13 protein-coding genes are annotated in these 15,150 nt (G+C 72.1%); 8 read left to right on the top strand and 5 right to left on the bottom strand.

What is annotated here, in order from left to right; genetic code table 11:
• The first annotated feature begins 64 nt into the window (after positions 1-64).
• Positions 65-715, top strand: a complete 651-nt coding sequence (locus ACFRKB_RS06495) for a CGNR zinc finger domain-containing protein (RefSeq protein WP_383103802.1) — start codon at positions 65-67, stop codon at positions 713-715.
• 43 nt (positions 716-758) lie between these two features.
• On the opposite strand, the gene ACFRKB_RS06490 is transcribed toward ACFRKB_RS06495, so the two are convergent.
• Positions 759-2,045 (bottom strand): RNA polymerase sigma factor, encoded by a 1,287-nt coding sequence (locus tag ACFRKB_RS06490; RefSeq protein ID WP_383103800.1) that lies wholly within the window; start codon positions 2,043-2,045, stop codon positions 759-761.
• 27 nt (positions 2,046-2,072) lie between these two features.
• Positions 2,073-2,474: a YciI family protein gene (locus ACFRKB_RS06485; RefSeq protein ID WP_383103799.1), complete on the bottom strand. Its 402-nt coding sequence runs from the start codon at positions 2,472-2,474 to the stop codon at positions 2,073-2,075.
• Between the two features lie 280 nt (positions 2,475-2,754).
• Between ACFRKB_RS06485 and ACFRKB_RS06480 the strand changes: the two genes are divergently transcribed.
• The 3 genes from ACFRKB_RS06480 to ACFRKB_RS06470 all read left to right on the top strand — a co-directional run bounded on the left by ACFRKB_RS06480 (position 2,755) and on the right by ACFRKB_RS06470 (position 4,809).
• On the top strand, positions 2,755-3,354 hold the full coding sequence (locus tag ACFRKB_RS06480) for a class I SAM-dependent methyltransferase (protein WP_383103797.1): 600 nt from the start codon (positions 2,755-2,757) through the stop codon (positions 3,352-3,354).
• Between the two features lie 166 nt (positions 3,355-3,520).
• On the top strand, positions 3,521-3,811 hold the full coding sequence (locus ACFRKB_RS06475; RefSeq protein WP_376579361.1) for a hypothetical protein: 291 nt from the start codon (positions 3,521-3,523) through the stop codon (positions 3,809-3,811).
• A 185-nt stretch (positions 3,812-3,996) separates the two neighbouring features.
• Positions 3,997-4,809: a hypothetical protein gene (locus ACFRKB_RS06470; protein WP_383103795.1), complete on the top strand. Its 813-nt coding sequence runs from the start codon at positions 3,997-3,999 to the stop codon at positions 4,807-4,809.
• 121 nt (positions 4,810-4,930) lie between these two features.
• On the opposite strand, the gene ACFRKB_RS06465 is transcribed toward ACFRKB_RS06470, so the two are convergent.
• Both ACFRKB_RS06465 and ACFRKB_RS06460 read right to left on the bottom strand, forming a co-directional pair.
• Positions 4,931-5,113: a hypothetical protein gene (locus ACFRKB_RS06465; RefSeq protein ID WP_129766350.1), complete on the bottom strand. Its 183-nt coding sequence runs from the start codon at positions 5,111-5,113 to the stop codon at positions 4,931-4,933.
• A gap of 68 nt (positions 5,114-5,181) precedes the next feature.
• The gene (locus tag ACFRKB_RS06460; protein ID WP_383103794.1) at positions 5,182-6,261 is read right to left on the bottom strand and encodes a fatty acid desaturase family protein; all 1,080 of its coding nucleotides are present in this window, start codon (positions 6,259-6,261) and stop codon (positions 5,182-5,184) included.
• Positions 6,262-6,541: 280 nt separating this feature from the next.
• Between ACFRKB_RS06460 and ACFRKB_RS06455 the strand changes: the two genes are divergently transcribed.
• The 4 genes from ACFRKB_RS06455 to exaC all read left to right on the top strand — a co-directional run bounded on the left by ACFRKB_RS06455 (position 6,542) and on the right by exaC (position 14,010).
• A complete protein-coding gene (locus tag ACFRKB_RS06455) occupies positions 6,542-9,433 on the top strand; it encodes a DEAD/DEAH box helicase (protein WP_383103792.1) in 2,892 nt (963 codons plus the stop codon).
• A 5-nt stretch (positions 9,434-9,438) separates the two neighbouring features.
• Positions 9,439-10,848 carry an SWF or SNF family helicase gene (locus ACFRKB_RS06450; RefSeq protein WP_383103906.1) on the top strand — a complete coding sequence of 470 codons (1,410 nt, stop codon included), beginning with the start codon at positions 9,439-9,441 and terminating at the stop codon, positions 10,846-10,848.
• A 120-nt stretch (positions 10,849-10,968) separates the two neighbouring features.
• Positions 10,969-12,222, top strand: a complete 1,254-nt coding sequence (locus tag ACFRKB_RS06445; protein WP_383103790.1) for a GAF domain-containing protein — start codon at positions 10,969-10,971, stop codon at positions 12,220-12,222.
• Between the two features lie 264 nt (positions 12,223-12,486).
• The gene (gene exaC, locus ACFRKB_RS06440) at positions 12,487-14,010 is read left to right on the top strand and encodes an acetaldehyde dehydrogenase ExaC (protein WP_383103788.1); all 1,524 of its coding nucleotides are present in this window, start codon (positions 12,487-12,489) and stop codon (positions 14,008-14,010) included.
• A 296-nt stretch (positions 14,011-14,306) separates the two neighbouring features.
• Here the strand turns inward: exaC and ACFRKB_RS06435 are convergent, their stop codons facing one another.
• Positions 14,307-15,149 (bottom strand): serine peptidase, encoded by an 843-nt coding sequence (locus tag ACFRKB_RS06435; protein WP_383103786.1) that lies wholly within the window; start codon positions 15,147-15,149, stop codon positions 14,307-14,309.
• Position 15,150 lies beyond the last annotated feature (1 nt).

The following is a 15,150-nucleotide window of genomic DNA, read 5'->3' as shown; positions in this document are numbered from 1 at the left end:
TAATCCAATAGCCTCTGTCTGTAGCGTGCTCGCCCGCCACGACATAGTCAAGTACGATTCGGTTATGTCATGGGTAGCCAGTGAGCGATATCGGGTCCGCCAGGCGCCTGCCGGACTCGCTCTGGTGCAGGAGTTGATCAACACCCGCGCGATCAGGGAGTACGCGCCCGATCTGCTGGCCGAGCGCGAGACCGCCGAGCAGTGGCTGACCGGCGCCGCCGGGGAGTGGGCCCGTATCCACGGCCTCGACGCCCCCGACTGCGCGCTGTCCCCGTCCGACCCGCGGGCCCTGCGCGGTCTGCGGGAATCCTTCGAGCGGCTGCTCACCACCACGGCCCCTGCTTCGGGCAAGGATCCCGGCGCGGCGCCCCGCCCCGTGTCCGGTCGCGGCGTGGCGGTGCGGCTCGCCCCCGACGAGGCGGGGCAGGTGCGGCTGCTCCCGGTCGGCCGGGGGCGCGGCTGGTTGGAGTCGGCTCTCTGGTCGGAGACACTGCTGGCCCAGCGCGCCGGGACCTGGCCCCGTCTCAAGATCTGCCGCAACAGCGCGTGCGCGTCGGCCTTCTACGACACGTCGCGCAACAACAGCGGTGTCTGGCACGACGTACGCATCTGCGGCAACGCGGCCAATCTGCGCGCCTCGCGGGAGCGCAAACGGATTCGGGCCGCCGCCGAGGGCGACCGCGACAGCGGGGGCGAGGACGCACCGGCCGGCTGATCCCGGACACGGTCCGCGCCCCGGGCCCCCAAGGAGGCGCCCCTCACTCCGGAGCGGCGACGCGGGCGGCGCGCAGCGTGAGGTAGTGCCGTTCCGGGAGGCTGGTCGTACGGTGCGCCGCCTCCCGGTAGTTGTCCAGCGCGCCTTGCCGGTCGCCGGCCATTTCGAGGAGATGGGCCCGCGCCACATACAGCCGGTGATTGCCCGCCAGCCGGCCGTCCGTGTCAAGGGCCTTGAGGATGCCGAGCCCTGCGTCGGCGCCGCGCACCATCGCGACGGCCACCGCCCGGTTCAGCGATACGACCGGATTGGCGGACAGCTGCTCCAGCACTCCGTACAGGGCGAGGATCTGCGGCCAGTCGGTGTCCTCGACCGTCGCCGCCTCGTCATGGACGGCGGCGACCGCCGCCTGGACCTGATACGGGCCGAGGGGCCCCTTGGGCAGGGTGGCCGTGAGGAGCGTGGTGCCCTCCTCGATGGCCCGCGCGTCCCAGAGCCTCCGGTCCTGCTCCGCCAGCGGGATCAGCTCACCGGCCGGGCCGGTGCGTGCCGCGCTTCTGGCATGGGTGAGCAGCATCAGCGCCAGCAGACCGGCCACCTCGCTGTCATCAGGGAGCAGTTCATGGGCCGCCCTGGTCAGCCGGATCGCTTCCCGGGACAGCTCGGCACGTTGCAGATCGGGGCCCTCGCTGGTGGCGTATCCCTCATTGAAGATCAGATAGAGGACATGCAGTACGGCGTCGAGCCGGCCGGCCCGCTCCCCGCCCCCGGGCATCCGGAAAGGGATCCCGGACGTCTTGATCCGCTGCTTCGCCCGGCTGATCCGCTGCCCCATCGTCGTCTCGGGCACCATGAAGGCACGGGCGATCTGGCTCGTGGTCAGGCCGCCGACGCAGCGCAGGGTCAGTGCGATCGCGGCTGTGGGCGACAGCGCGGGATGGCAGCACAGGAACAGCAGGACCAGCGAGTCGTCCCGGTCCACCGGGTCGTCACTGTCCGCGGCAGGCGCCGTCCGCCGGTCCCCGGGCAGCTGTCTCGCCGCCAGGTCCTCGCGGCGTCGGCGCGCCTGCTCGCCCCGTACCCGCTCCGTCATCCGGCGGCTCGCGACCTGGATCAGCCAGCCGCGCGGATTGCGGGGCACGCCCTCGTCGGGCCACTGCGTCGCCGCCGCCAGCAGGGCTTCCTGCACCGCGTCCTCGGCCGCGTCGAAGTCCCCGAACCGGCGGGTGAGCACGCCGACGACCTGCGGCGCCAGCGTGCGCAGCAGGTCCTCGGCCGTCGGCTCCCCGCCGGTTCCCGGATCCGTCGCCGGACCGGGCTCGGGCTCCACCGGGCGGGGGGTCGTATCAGTCAGCGCTCACATCTCCTCCGGCGGTCCCGCCATCACCTGGCGCACCTCGATCGGCATGTTCAGCGGCTTTCCGCCGGGTCCTGGCGCTGTCGACACATACGCGGCCAGCTCCACCGCCCGCTCCGCGCTGTCGCAGTCCACGATCCAGTAACCGGCCAGGAATTCCTTGGTCTCGGGGAAGGGCCCTTCCGTGACGACAGCGGAGCCGTCACCGCCCGCCCGTACGATCCTGGCCTGATCGGGACCGGCCAGTCCCTCCGCCGTGACCAGCTCGCCCGCCTCGGAGAGCTTGGTGTTCGTGTCATGCATGAAAGCGATATGAGCCCTGACCTCGTCCTGGGTCCACTCCGTGATCGGCGGGAAGTCAGCGGTCTGCTCACTGAACTGCATCAGCAGCATGTACTTCATGACGGTCTCCTCACTGTCGCGCCCTTCTCGGCGCTCTCTCTCACTGACAGGTAGAAGCACGCGCCGTGTTTTCGACATCCTCGACGGGGACCGGTGAAGATTTCTCGGAAAAATATCCGCGAGAAGCCTCCTGGGGCCTCCAAGACTCCGGAACATCCGGGATATCCCGGATGTCCGGAACCTCCGGAACCTCTGGGACAAGTTACCCCCGGGATCAGCCGACGGGAAGTGGGGCGGGCCCACGTGGCTGTACGACGGCCTCGCCGGGGATCATTTCCCCATGGCCCATGACCACGCACATGTGCAGGAATTCTTCGGCTCCCGGGCGGCGGGCTGGGACGTGCGCTTCCCGGACGACGGTCCGGCCTACGCCGCCGCCGTCGCCGACCTCGGGCTGCGCCCCGGTGACGCCGTACTGGACGCGGGGTGCGGGACGGGCCGCGCCCTGCCGCCCCTGCGGGACGCGGTGGGTGTACGGGGCACGGTCCTGGGTGTCGATCTGACCCCGGAGATGCTCGACGCGGCCGTACGGGCGGGCCGACACGCCGCCGGGCAGCTGCTGCTCGCCGATGTGAGCCGGCTGCCGGTGGGGTCGGCGGTGCTCGACGCGGTGTTCGGCGCGGGGCTGATCGCCCATCTCCCGCGACCCGACGAGAATCTGCGGGAGTTGGCCCGGGTCGTACGGCCGGGGGGCCGGCTGGCGCTGTTCCATCCCCTCGGCCGGGCGGCGCTGGCGGCCCGGCAGGGCCGGCGGATCACGGACGAGGATCTGCGCGCGGAGCCCAATCTCCGTCCGCTGCTGGCCGGTTCGGGCTGGCGGCTGGAGTCGTACACCGACGAGGACTCCCGCTTTCTGGCCCTGGCGGTACGCCACGGCTGAGCCACGCGTTCCGGGCCCGGAAAGACCTGCGGGAAAAGCACCTGCCGGCGAAGGGCCTCTGCTGCCGGGGTCCCGCCGACCGTACGTGGGAAGACCGTACGTTGGAAGGGCGGCCCGGGCGATCGTACGGCCCGCACCAGGCAAGGCAGCAGGGAAGGTGGACCCCGTGTTCAGCAGACTGCGCAGGATCCTCGTGTCGGACCGTGCCGCGGTCCCGGCCGCGAAGCGGCCCCCGGCCCGGCCGCACAACATATTCGAGGCCGCCGCCACCTATGTGTCGGCGTGCGCGGAGGACGATCAGCAGCGGATCGACGAGGCGGCGGGCTGGGTCTCACCGGAGGCCCTCTCCTTCGGTGTCAGCGAACTCGCCTGCCGGGCGGTCATCGCGCTGGCGCGCGAGCGGGACGAGTCGCCGCAGACCGTGGCCCGTGGCCTGCTCGGCCTGCCGGCCGCCTGACCACCGGCCCGGACCGATACCGATAGCGAGACCAGGGCCGGGTCCAGGGCCAGCGCTCCGGCCGGGGCCGGGTCCAGTGCCACGGCCGGGGCCGGGGCCGGAAAAGCCTGGTCGTACCGCGCTCTCGACGTCCGGGTTACCCACTGGCTAGGGTGCGCCGACAACCGATGGGTTCGGGAGGCGCGGTGACCGGAACGGAAGACTCCGTGGACGACGACGCACTGTATGTGCTGACCGCCGCGCTGCTCACACCGGCGCGGTTCCCCGCCGTACTCGGCGACGACTACCCGGAAGCGTGTGCCGCCCTCGGTCTCGATGCGTACGACCGGGGATACGGGCTGGTCATGGGGCAGGACGGCGACGGCGCCCGCTGGACGGTGGTGGTGGACGACGTGTCCCTGGTCGCCGTCGCGATCGCGGCCTGGGACTGCGGCATGGAGCACGACCTGTCGCCGGGCGAACAGACCGTGGTCTGCGCGCTGCCCGGCTGGCCGGTCGCCCTCGCGGTCGCGGCGTCCGGCGTACCCGCTCCGCACGACCCGGAACCGGAACCCGGCGCCGGGGAGGACGGCCTCCGGCCACCTCTCGCGCCGCCCGACACGGAGACCTGGGGCCCGGCTCAGCGCCGTCTCGGCGCGGACGGCATCGCCCTCCAGTGGACCGCCTGGCGGGAACAGCTCGACGGCAGGGAACCGCGGGCCGCGTACGGCGACAGCGCACCGGCGCCCGCCCACGAGGGGGTGCGACGCGTGCTCAAGGAGCTGCGCGGCTATCTGGAGACGCCACCGCCGCTCGGCCGGGTCCGGTCCGGCTTCGCCCCGGGCGAGGCACGGACGCTGCGCGCCGACGGCCCCGGCTGGTCCTTCGTCGCCAGGACCGACGACATGGCGTTCGTCCTGCTGGACGAGGAGCCGGGGGAAGTGCTGCCGGTCGGCCGGGGCGCCGAGCTGCCGGACCTGCTCAAGGCGCTGGACGGCATGGCCGTACGCCCGGCCTGACACCACACGGCACGGGGACCCCACGGCGCGGGACCCCACGTGCCCCCGGATCGGCATGCCTGTGCGGAGCCCCGAACCGTCCGGTCCAGGACCCCGCACGCGGTCATTCAGTCCGGCCGGGTCAGCGGCCGAGCTCCTTACGGCTGATCCTCCGCAGCCTGCGGCGCTGCGACGGGTCCAGCATCAGATACGCGGCCGCGGGCACGCCGAGCACCACCAGCAGCGAGAACCAGAAACCGATCAGCGGGATCAGAAGAAGGCCAACGGCCACTCCCCCGATGGCGATCTTCGTACGTGTCGACATCTCGACGCCTCCTTCGCGGCCAGGCCGCTTCCTGCCCAGTGAACGCATACGGGCGTCCGCCAGTTCCACTATGCGCCCGCGCGCAGCGGTTCGCCGACCTCATGCATATGGCCGAGTGCCTGGCGGTACGACTCGATCAGTCCGGTCTCCGTGTACGGGAGCCCCAGCGAGCGGCAGTGGGCGCGCACCACCGGCTGGGCGAGCCGCAGATGGGGGCGCGGCATGCTGGGGAAGAGATGGTGCTCGATCTGATAGTTCAGACCGCCGAGGAACCAGTCGGTCAGAAGTCCGCCGCGGACGTTCCGCGAGGTCAGGACCTGACGGCGGAGATGGCCCCAGCCCTCGCTGTTCTCCGGGTCGGGCATCTCCATGCCCTTGTGGTTGGGCGCGAAGGCCATGCCCAGATGGAGACCGAGGAGCATCTGGTTGATCAGCGCGAAGACAAGGGCCTGGCCGACGGTCATCGTGGTCAGCAACAGGGTCACGTACGCCACGACATGGGCGGCGAGCAGCGCTCCCTCGGTCACCCGCCGGCGGGCGGGCATCCGGTCGTCGCCGCGGGAGAAGACGGCCTGGAAGCCGTACACCTTGAGGGCGATGCCCTCCAGCGTGGTCAGCGGGAAGAACAGCCAGGCCTGGTACCGGGTGAGCCAGCGGCGCAGTCCGGTGCGGCCCGCGGTCTGGTGCTGGGTGAAGACGAGGATGTCCGCGGCGACATCCGGGTCCTTGTCGATGTGGTTGGGGTTGGCGTGATGCCGGTTGTGCTTGTCGTTCCACCACTCCTGGCTCATACCGAGCATCAGATTGGCGTGGACGAGCTGGATGAAGCGGCCCCTGCCCCGGTCGGAGGTGATCTGGGCATGTCCCGCGTCATGGCCGACGAACGCCATGCGCGCCGATACGACGGCCAGCGGCGGCGCGAGGAGCAGCGTCCACCAGGAGGGGCCGAGGAGCACCATTCCGGCGACGATCGCGGCCAGGAAGAGGAAGTTGACGGTGATGCCCCGGGCGTACCAGGCGCCCCGGCGTTCCAGGAGACCCTGCTCCCTGACCGTACGCAGGAGGGGGGCGAAGTCGCTGCCGCCGGCGCGGCCGACTGCGGGGTCGGGTATGGGCTCCGCGACGGGGATGGCGGCGGCTTGGGGCATGTCGGTCTCCGGTCTGTAGGCCGAGGTGGGCGAGGAGAGAGGGCCGCGCGGACTGCGCCGGCCCTCCTGAAACGTAGGGGTGCGTGATACCGGGCAGCCATGAGGCCACCACCCGGAAACAGTGGGTGCTGTCCGGGGTGTGGAGGTGGTGCTGGCTACACCCGGGGGTGTCGTGGGAGTGAGTCAGGTCACCGCGGCGCCGTCCCCGCGTGGCTTCGCGGTGAGGTACCCTCGGCGGCTCCGACTCGCATTAGTCAAACTTGAGGAATGCGTCTTCGCTGTGCACAGGCTCCCCGCGGCAACGCTCTCCCGGACCGCCGAACTCGCCCCCTGTTCCACCGTCTTTCTCCCCGCGGATCCGGCTCGCACCGGACGGATCGCGTTCTGGCAGCCCGACGGCGCGGAGCCGCCGTCCGCGCCGGGCTCCCTGGAGGAACTGGCCGTCGTCGACACCGAGGGCAACCTTCTCATGGTCAGGGCGCTGTTGACGCCCGTAGGCACCGCTCTCCCCGCGCTGACCAGGGCGCGCGCCTCGGCGAACGCGTCGCCGTCGGCGGCCTTCTGGGGTACGGCGGCGCTCCTGGCTCTGCAACTCGCCGCCCGTGGACTGCTGTTGCCCGGCCTGACCGGTACGGATCACGACGCGTGGCGGGCCGGACCGCTGGCCGCCGAGGATCTGGAGCGGATCCGCGCGCTGGCCGCCTCCATGCCGCCCAGCGCGCACGCCGTACCGCTCGGCGCCGCGGCGGACCCGGCCGCCGACCGGACGGATACGGTCCTTCTCCCCCGGCCCGAGAGGCTGTTGAGGGATTTCCTCGACGCGGTCGTCGACGGGCTGCCGCGCACACCGGCCGCCACGCTCGTCGCGGCGGGACCCGCCTTCGCCGCCACCGCGCCCCGGCGCTTTCCCGAACTGCGTGACTGGGCCACGGATGTGGCGGCGGGGCATGACGCGGGGGTACGGCTCTCGCTGCGCGTCGAGCTGCCGGGCCTGGCCGGCGCGTCGGGCACGCCCGGTTCCGTCTTCCGCGCCGTCCTCCAGATGCACAGCGTCAGCGACCCCTCGGTGGTCTCCGACGCCACCGACGTGTGGTCGGGTTCGGCGGCGGCCTTCGGCCCGCGCGCCCGGATGGACGCCCTGCTCGCGCTGCGCCGCGCGGCCCGCGCCTGGCCGCCCCTCACCCCGCTGCTCTCGGCCGCCGTGCCGGACGCCATCGAGCTGGCGGACGAGGAGGTCACCGAACTGCTGGGCGAGGCGGCCGGGGCGCTCGCCGCGACCGGCGTCCAGGTGCACTGGCCCAGAGAGCTGGCGCGCACGCTGACGGCCCGCGCCGTCATCGGCCCGGCGGACGAAGAGACCGGGTCCGGCACAGCCGCAACCGATGGATCGCCACGACAGGCGACGGATCTGCCCGCCTTCCTGTCGGCCGATGCCCTCCTCTCCTTCAACTGGCACTTCGCGCTGGGCGATCAGCGGCTCTCCCGCGCCGAACTCGACCAACTCGCCGAGGCGAGCCGTCCCGTCGTCCGGCTCCGTGACCAGTGGGTCCTGATCGACCCGGCGGAGGTCCGCCGCGCCCGCGAGAGCCAGGACCGCAAGCTCACTCCGGTCGACGCGCTCGAAGCCGTACTGACCGGCTCCACCGAGGTCGAGGGCAGCCGGGTCGAGGTACGGGCGACGGGCTGGCTCGCCACCCTGCGCGACCGGCTCGCCGATCCGGAACGCGTGGAACAGGAGATCGCGCAGCCGGCCGCGCTCGCCGCGACGCTCCGCGACTACCAGCTCCGCGGGCTCAACTGGCTGCACCGCATGACCTCGCTGGGACTCGGCGGCTGTCTCGCCGACGACATGGGGCTCGGCAAGACGATCACGCTGATCGCGCTCCATCTGCACCGGCAGGCCGAACGGTCGGCGGCCGGCCCGACCCTGGTCGTCTGCCCGGCGTCCCTGATGGGCAACTGGCAGCGGGAGATCGAACGGTTCGGCCCCGGCACGCCGGTGCGCCGCTTCCACGGCGCCTCGCGCAGCCTGGAGGGCCTGGTGGACGGCGAGTTCGTCCTCACCACCTACGGCACCATGCGGCTGGACGCGGCGAGACTCGGCGGGACGGACTGGGGCATGGTCGTGGCCGACGAGGCGCAGCACGTCAAGAACCCGTACTCCGCGACCGCCCGGCAGCTGCGCACCATCGGTGCCAGGGCGCGGGTCGCCCTCTCCGGCACCCCCGTGGAGAACAACCTCTCCGAGCTGTGGGCGATCCTCGACTGGACGACCCCCGGGCTCCTCGGCCGCCTCGGCACGTTCCGTACCCGCTACGCGGAGTCCGTCGAGAGCGGCAACGACCCGGCGGCGGCCGAACGCCTCGCCGCGCTGGTCCGCCCGTTCCTCCTGCGCCGCCGGAAGTCCGACCCGGGCATCGCGCCCGAGCTGCCGCCCAAGACCGAGACCGACCGCGCGGTCTCTCTCACCAGGGAACAGGCAGGGCTGTACGAAGCGGTGGTACGGGAGACCCTCGCCGCGATCGCGGAGGCGGACGGCATGGAACGCCGCGGGCTCGTCGTCACACTGCTCACCGCGCTCAAGCAGATCTGCAATCACCCGGCGCAGTATCTGAAGGAGGAGCGGCCCCGTCTCACCGGCCGCTCCGGGAAGCTGGAGCTGCTGGACGAACTGCTCGACACGATCCTCGCGGAGGACGCGAGCGTGCTGGTCTTCACCCAGTACGTTCAGATGGCGCGGCTGCTGGAGCGGCATCTGGCGGAGCGCGGTGTGCCGGCCCAGTTGCTGCACGGCGGTACGCCGATCGCCGAGCGCGAGGCGATGGTGGACCGCTTCCAGGACGGTGAGGTGCCGGTCTTCCTGCTGTCGCTGAAGGCGGCGGGCACCGGGCTCAATCTGACCCGCGCCGAGCATGTCGTGCACTTCGACCGCTGGTGGAATCCCGCCGTCGAGGCGCAGGCGACGGACCGCGCCTACCGCATCGGGCAGCTCCGGCCCGTACAGGTGCACCGGATGATCACCGAGGGCACGATCGAGGACCGGATCGCCGGGATGCTGGCGCGTAAACAGGGGCTGGCCGACGCCGTACTGGGCTCCGGCGAGGCGGCACTGACCGAACTGACCGACGCCGAGCTGGCGGATCTGGTGGAGCTGCGAGGGAGCGCCCGATGAGCGGTATGTACGACGGCGGTTCCGAGGACGGCGCGATGGACGACGCGATGGACAGCGCGGTGGAGGGCCCGATGGACAGCTCCGTGGGCGGTTCGCCGGACGGCGACGAGCGCACCTTCGCCGCCCTGGCGCCCGCCGGGGGCCGGGCCTTCGCGCGGACCTGGTGGGGCCAGGCGTGGCTGAAGGCCCTGGAGGACACCGCGCTCGACGGCGAGCAGCTGAAGCGGGGGCGCAGGCACGCCCGCGAGGGCGCCGTCGGCGCGGTGTCCGTACGGCCGGGACGGATCACGGCGGTCGTCCAGGACCGGGACGGCACCGCCCAGCGCAGCGATGTGCTGTTGCAGCAGCTGAGCGAGGAGGAGTGGGACCGCTTCCTGGACATGGCCGTCGACCGCGCGGGCCATATCGCGGCGCTGCTCGACCGCGAGATGCCGCCGCATCTGGTGGAGGACGCCGCGGGCGCCGGGGTCGAACTCCTCCCCGGTATAGGCGATCTGGAGCCGGAGTGCGACTGCGACGCCTGGGACCACTGCCCGCACTCCGCCGCGCTCTGCTACCAGATGGCCAGGCTGCTGGACCAGGATCCGTTCGTCCTGCTGCTGATGCGGGGCAGGAGCGAGCGCCGGCTGCTGGACGAGCTTCAGGTGCGCAGCGTCGCGCGCGCCGCCCGTACGAAGGAGGAGCCCGGGGACGGTACGCGCGACGACGGCGCCGGGGGCGACGAGGAGGTGGGCGTACCGGCCGTGGCCGCCTTCGCGGCACGCGACCTGCTGCCTCCGCTGCCCGCTCCCCCGCCGCTGCCGCCGGAGCCGGGACAGCCCCCGGCCCTGGACACAGAGGTCGCGCCGCCGGCCGGGGTCGAGGCGGACGCCCTGGAGTTCCTCGCCGCCGACGCGGCGGCGCGGGCGCTGCGGCTGCTGTCGGAAGCACTTCAGCCCGGCCATGAACAGCAGCCGGGGGAGCCGGAGTTGACGCCTGCGCAGGACGCGGTACGGCTGGCCGCGACGACGTCCGACCGGCGGCTGGTCGCGCGGCTCGCCGCGGGCTCCGGCCGGCGGCCGGTGGAGCTGGACCTCGCGATACGTGCCTGGCGGTACGGCGGCGCGGCGGCCCTCGCCGTACTGGAGGACGCCTGGACCCCGGAGCCCGAGGCCCTCGCACGGGCCACGGCGGTGCTCGACGCGGCCTGGGAGGACGGGGACCGGCCGCGACTGCGGGCGGGCGGCGGCGGGCGCTGGACCGTGGCCGAGGCGTCGGCGCAGCTGCGGTACGGCCGCGACGGGCGCTGGTGGCCGTACCGCAAGGAGCGGGGCCGGTGGGCTCCGGCCGGTCCGGGCGGCCCCGATCCCGCGGCGGCCCTGGCGGACGCTCTCGCCGAGGACGCCCACACGGTGGACGCGCTCATGGAGGCATGAGGCGGTCCGTACGGCGCGGCTGGCTGCCCGGCAGGACGGTTGCCCGGCGGGACGCTTGCCCGGCCGGGCCGCCGGGGCGACGATGGTCACGTCCGGTGACGTCCGACCGGGGAGGCCGCGTTGACCGACACCTGGGTGGCTCTGGAAGCGGGCGCCGACCCGGTGAAGCGCCGGGGGGCGCTGCGCCGCGCGTACGAGTCGTACGCGACCGCGGGGCGGGTCGAGCACCCGGTGCGGTCGGTGGTGGCGGCGTCCTGGCGGCGGTCCGCGCGCGCTCGGGTCAGCTTGGAGGGCACGGCCCGGGTGGAGTTGTCCGACGACGAGCTCGCCGCGTACCGCGACGCCCATCCGCTGGCCCGCGTGATGCCGCTCTTCCGTGAGCTGATGGGCGCCTACGCCATGGACGGCGAGCATCTGATGGCGGTGTGCGACGCGCACGGCCGACTGCTCTGGGTCGAGGGGCACCGCGCGACCCGGCTGCTCGCGGACCGGATGAACTTCGTGCCGGGGGCCCGCTGGTCGGAGGCCGTGACCGGCACGAACGCGCCGGGCACCGCCATCGCCGTGGACCGGCCCGTTCAGGTCTTCGCGGCCGAGCACTTCCAGCGGCCAGCGCACCCGTGGACCTGCGCGGCGGCGCCCGTCCACGATCCGTACAGCGGGCGGCTGCTGGGCGCCGTGGACATCACGGGTGGTGACCCGCTGGCCCATCCGCACAGTCTGGCGTTCATGGGCGCGGTGGCGCGGGCCGCCGAATCGCAGCTCGCGCTGCTCGCGCCGCCGCCCGACGCCGGGGCCGTACGGCTGACGGCGCTGGGACGTGACGAGGCGCTGCTGGTGGCGGCCGGCCGCAAGCTGCGGCTGAGCCCCCGGCACAGCGAGATCCTGACGCTGCTCGCGCGCCGCCCCGAGGGCATCGCGGGGGACGAACTGCTCGTCGAGCTGTACGAGGACGAGTCGGTCACGCCGGTCACGCTGCGCGCGGAACTCTCCCGGCTGCGCGGGCTGCTCGGCCCCGGGCTGCTGCGTTCACGGCCCTACCGGCTGGCCGCGCCCGTCGAGTCGGACTACGACACGGTGACCCGGCGGCTGGCCTCCGGCGCCGTGACCTCCGCGATGAGCGCGTACGCCGGACCGCTCCTGCCCGCCTCGCGGGCACCCACGGTGATACGGCTGCGCCGACGGCTCGCGGACCAGCTGCGGGCCGCGCTGATCGCCCGGGGCGACCCGGGGCTGCTGGCCGACTGGGCGTACAGCCCCTGGGGCGAGGACGACCTTCCGGTATGGCGGACGCTCGCCTCCGTACTCCCCGTACAGCAGCGGCCGGCCGCGCTCGCGCGGGTACGGGAACTCGACACGTGGCAGCGGAGGTGACCTACGGGCCGCGGCCGGCCGGGAGATCACCGCACGGGCACCGAAGGGGGCGCCGGGCGAGGTCGACGCGGAGTGTGAGAGAGAGGCGGAACACGCCGGACAGACGGATGGCACCGCACCCACGAGTTCCACTGAACCGACGGGATCCGCCACTGAATGGATGAGCACGTCGGCGGTGCAACGTCGTCGCAACCTCCGGCTCCCTAGGGTCGGGCGTGGGCGCCGTCCAACGGCGGGCGGCGCGGAATCCGGGAGGCCACAGAGATGACCCGTTACGCAGCGCCCGGCAGCGAGGGCGCGATCGTCTCGTACAAGTCCCGCTACGACCACTGGATCGGCGGGGAGTACGTACCGCCCGCCCGTGGCCAGTACTTCGAGAACCCCAGCCCGGTCAATGGCCGCCCCTTCACCGAGATCGCCCGTGGCACGGCGGACGATGTCGAACGCGCCCTGGACGCGGCGCACGGCGCGGCCCCCGGCTGGGCGAAGACCTCGGCGTCGGACCGCGCCAATATCCTCAACCGGATCGCCCACCGGATGGAGGAGCATCTGGAGGAACTGGCGGTCGCGGAGAGCTGGGAGAACGGCAAACCGGTCCGGGAGACCCTCGCGGCCGACATCCCGCTCGCCATCGACCACTTCCGCTACTTCGCGGGGGCGCTGCGCGCCCAGGAGGGCACGCTCAGCGAGCTGGACGACGACACCGTCGCGTACCACTTCCATGAGCCGCTCGGGGTGGTGGCCCAGATCATCCCGTGGAACTTCCCGATCCTGATGGCGACCTGGAAGCTGGCGCCCGCGCTGGCCGCCGGGAACGCCGTCGTGCTGAAGCCCGCGGAGCAGACCCCGGCCTCCATCCATCTCTGGATGAGCCTGATCGCCGATCTGCTGCCGCCGGGCGTGGTCAATATCGTCAACGGCTTCGGCGTCGAGGCCGGCAAGCCACTGGCCTCCAGCCCGCGCGTGGCGAAGGTCGCGTTCACCGGCGAGACCACGACCGGGCGGCTGATCATGCAGTACGCCTCCGAGAACATCAAGCCCGTCACCCTGGAACTCGGCGGCAAGAGCCCGAACCTCTTCTTCGACGACGTCTGGGCCGCGGATGACGACTTCCGCGACAAGGCACTCGAAGGCTTCACGATGTTCGCCCTCAACCAGGGCGAGGTGTGCACGTGTCCGTCACGCGCGCTGATCCAGGACGGCCACTACAGCGAGTTCCTGGAGGCGGGCGTGGCCCGCACGGAGGCGATCGTGCCGGGCCACCCGCTGGACACCGACACGATGGTCGGCGCGCAGGCGTCCAACGACCAGCTGGAGAAGATCCTGTCGTATCTGGACATCGGCCGCCAGGAGGGCGCCAAGGTCCTGACGGGTGGTGAGCGGATCGACCACGGCGGCGAACTGGCCGGCGGCTACTACGTCCAGCCCACGATCTTCGAGGGCCACAACCGCATGCGCATCTTCCAGGAGGAGATCTTCGGCCCGGTCCTCGCGGTGACGTCCTTCAGCGACTTCGACGACGCGATCAAGACGGCGAACGACACCCTGTACGGACTCGGCGCGGGCGTCTGGACGCGGGACATGAACACCGCCTACCGGGCGGGCCGTTCGATCCAGGCGGGCAGGGTCTGGACGAACTGCTACCACGCCTACCCGGCGCATGCCGCGTTCGGCGGCTACAAGCAGTCGGGGATCGGGCGCGAGAACCACCGGATGATGCTGGACCACTATCAGCAGACGAAGAACCTCCTGGTGTCGTATTCGCCGAAGAAGCTGGGCTTCTTCTAGGCGCAAGAGAAGGGCGCCTGACCAGGAAATATGCCCGCCAGGCGCCCTTCGCAGCGCACCGCTGAGCGGTATGTCGAGATGCTCCCCTGATCCCGATAACTCCTACTGGTATCCCAGCTCTGACCAGCAGTTCCGGGGCATTTCCGGGCCGAGGTCTCGCTAAGTCTTCCTCCGTGTCGCCCACCGGCGCCTCCCAACGCCGCATGGACTCTTCGATCAGCCGGTTCAGCCTGAAGGTCGAGCGCCTGGTCTGGCCCCGGCCGTGGCAGATCGCACGACCCAGGCGCGGTGGCGGGTCATAGTTCGAGGTAGGGGGCGATGGTGGCGGCGGTGGTCGCGGACCGTAGGTAGTTCTCGGCGTGGTGGAAGCCGAACAGGGGGTTGATGACGGTGGTGTGGTCCAGGGCGATCCCGTCGAAGAATCTTCCCAGTTGGGGCGGGATGGCCACGGGGTCACCGGGGTCGGCGATGTTGACCCATCGTGTTCCGCTGGGCAGGCGGGTTCCCCGCCGTGTCTGGCCGGCGCCCTGCGGTGCGGGGATGAGGCGTTCGAAGACGGCGCGGGGCAGTGCCAGGGGCGAGCCCAGCGTGAGGAACAGTTCGGGTTGCAGTTCCGTGTGGGCGTGCAGGGCTTCGTAGGCGACGACGGAGCCCAGCGAGTGCGCGATCACGATGCTCGGCTTGTGCCGGGCTATCCGCCTGGCCACTTCGTCGCGCGCCGCTGCGCGTTCCGGGGCGTCCGCGGTGCGCAGGTAGGCGGCTACCTCGCGGAACAGCAGCCGGATGAAGACGCGCAAGGGTCCTTCGGCGAGGTCGAACCTGCGGGCCACCCAGGATGCCAGTCCGCGCAGGGGCACGGTGGCGTGGCCCTGCGACACCTCCTCGGGGACCCCCAGCTCCCGCGCCCATGCCGTGAGCATCTCCTGTGCCAGTGGGTCGTCCAGGAGGTCGGGGTTCTCTGTCCCCTGGGCTACCGGACCAGCAACCAGCTTGTCCGCGTAGTACGCGAAGTCTAGATCGAACCGGTTTACGGCGACGCCGAGACCGCTGGTCAGTTGCCGTGTCCAGGCGCGGGCCTTGAGCGTGCGCAACTCTTCGAGGCGGGTCCCGGACACCTCAGGGCCGAAGCTGTTGCCCACG

The sequence above is a fragment of the Streptomyces scopuliridis genome (assembly GCF_042790125.1).
Taxonomy (GTDB): Bacteria; Actinomycetota; Actinomycetes; order Streptomycetales; family Streptomycetaceae; genus Streptomyces; species Streptomyces scopuliridis_A.
This window is presented reverse-complemented; position numbering and strand designations above follow the sequence as displayed.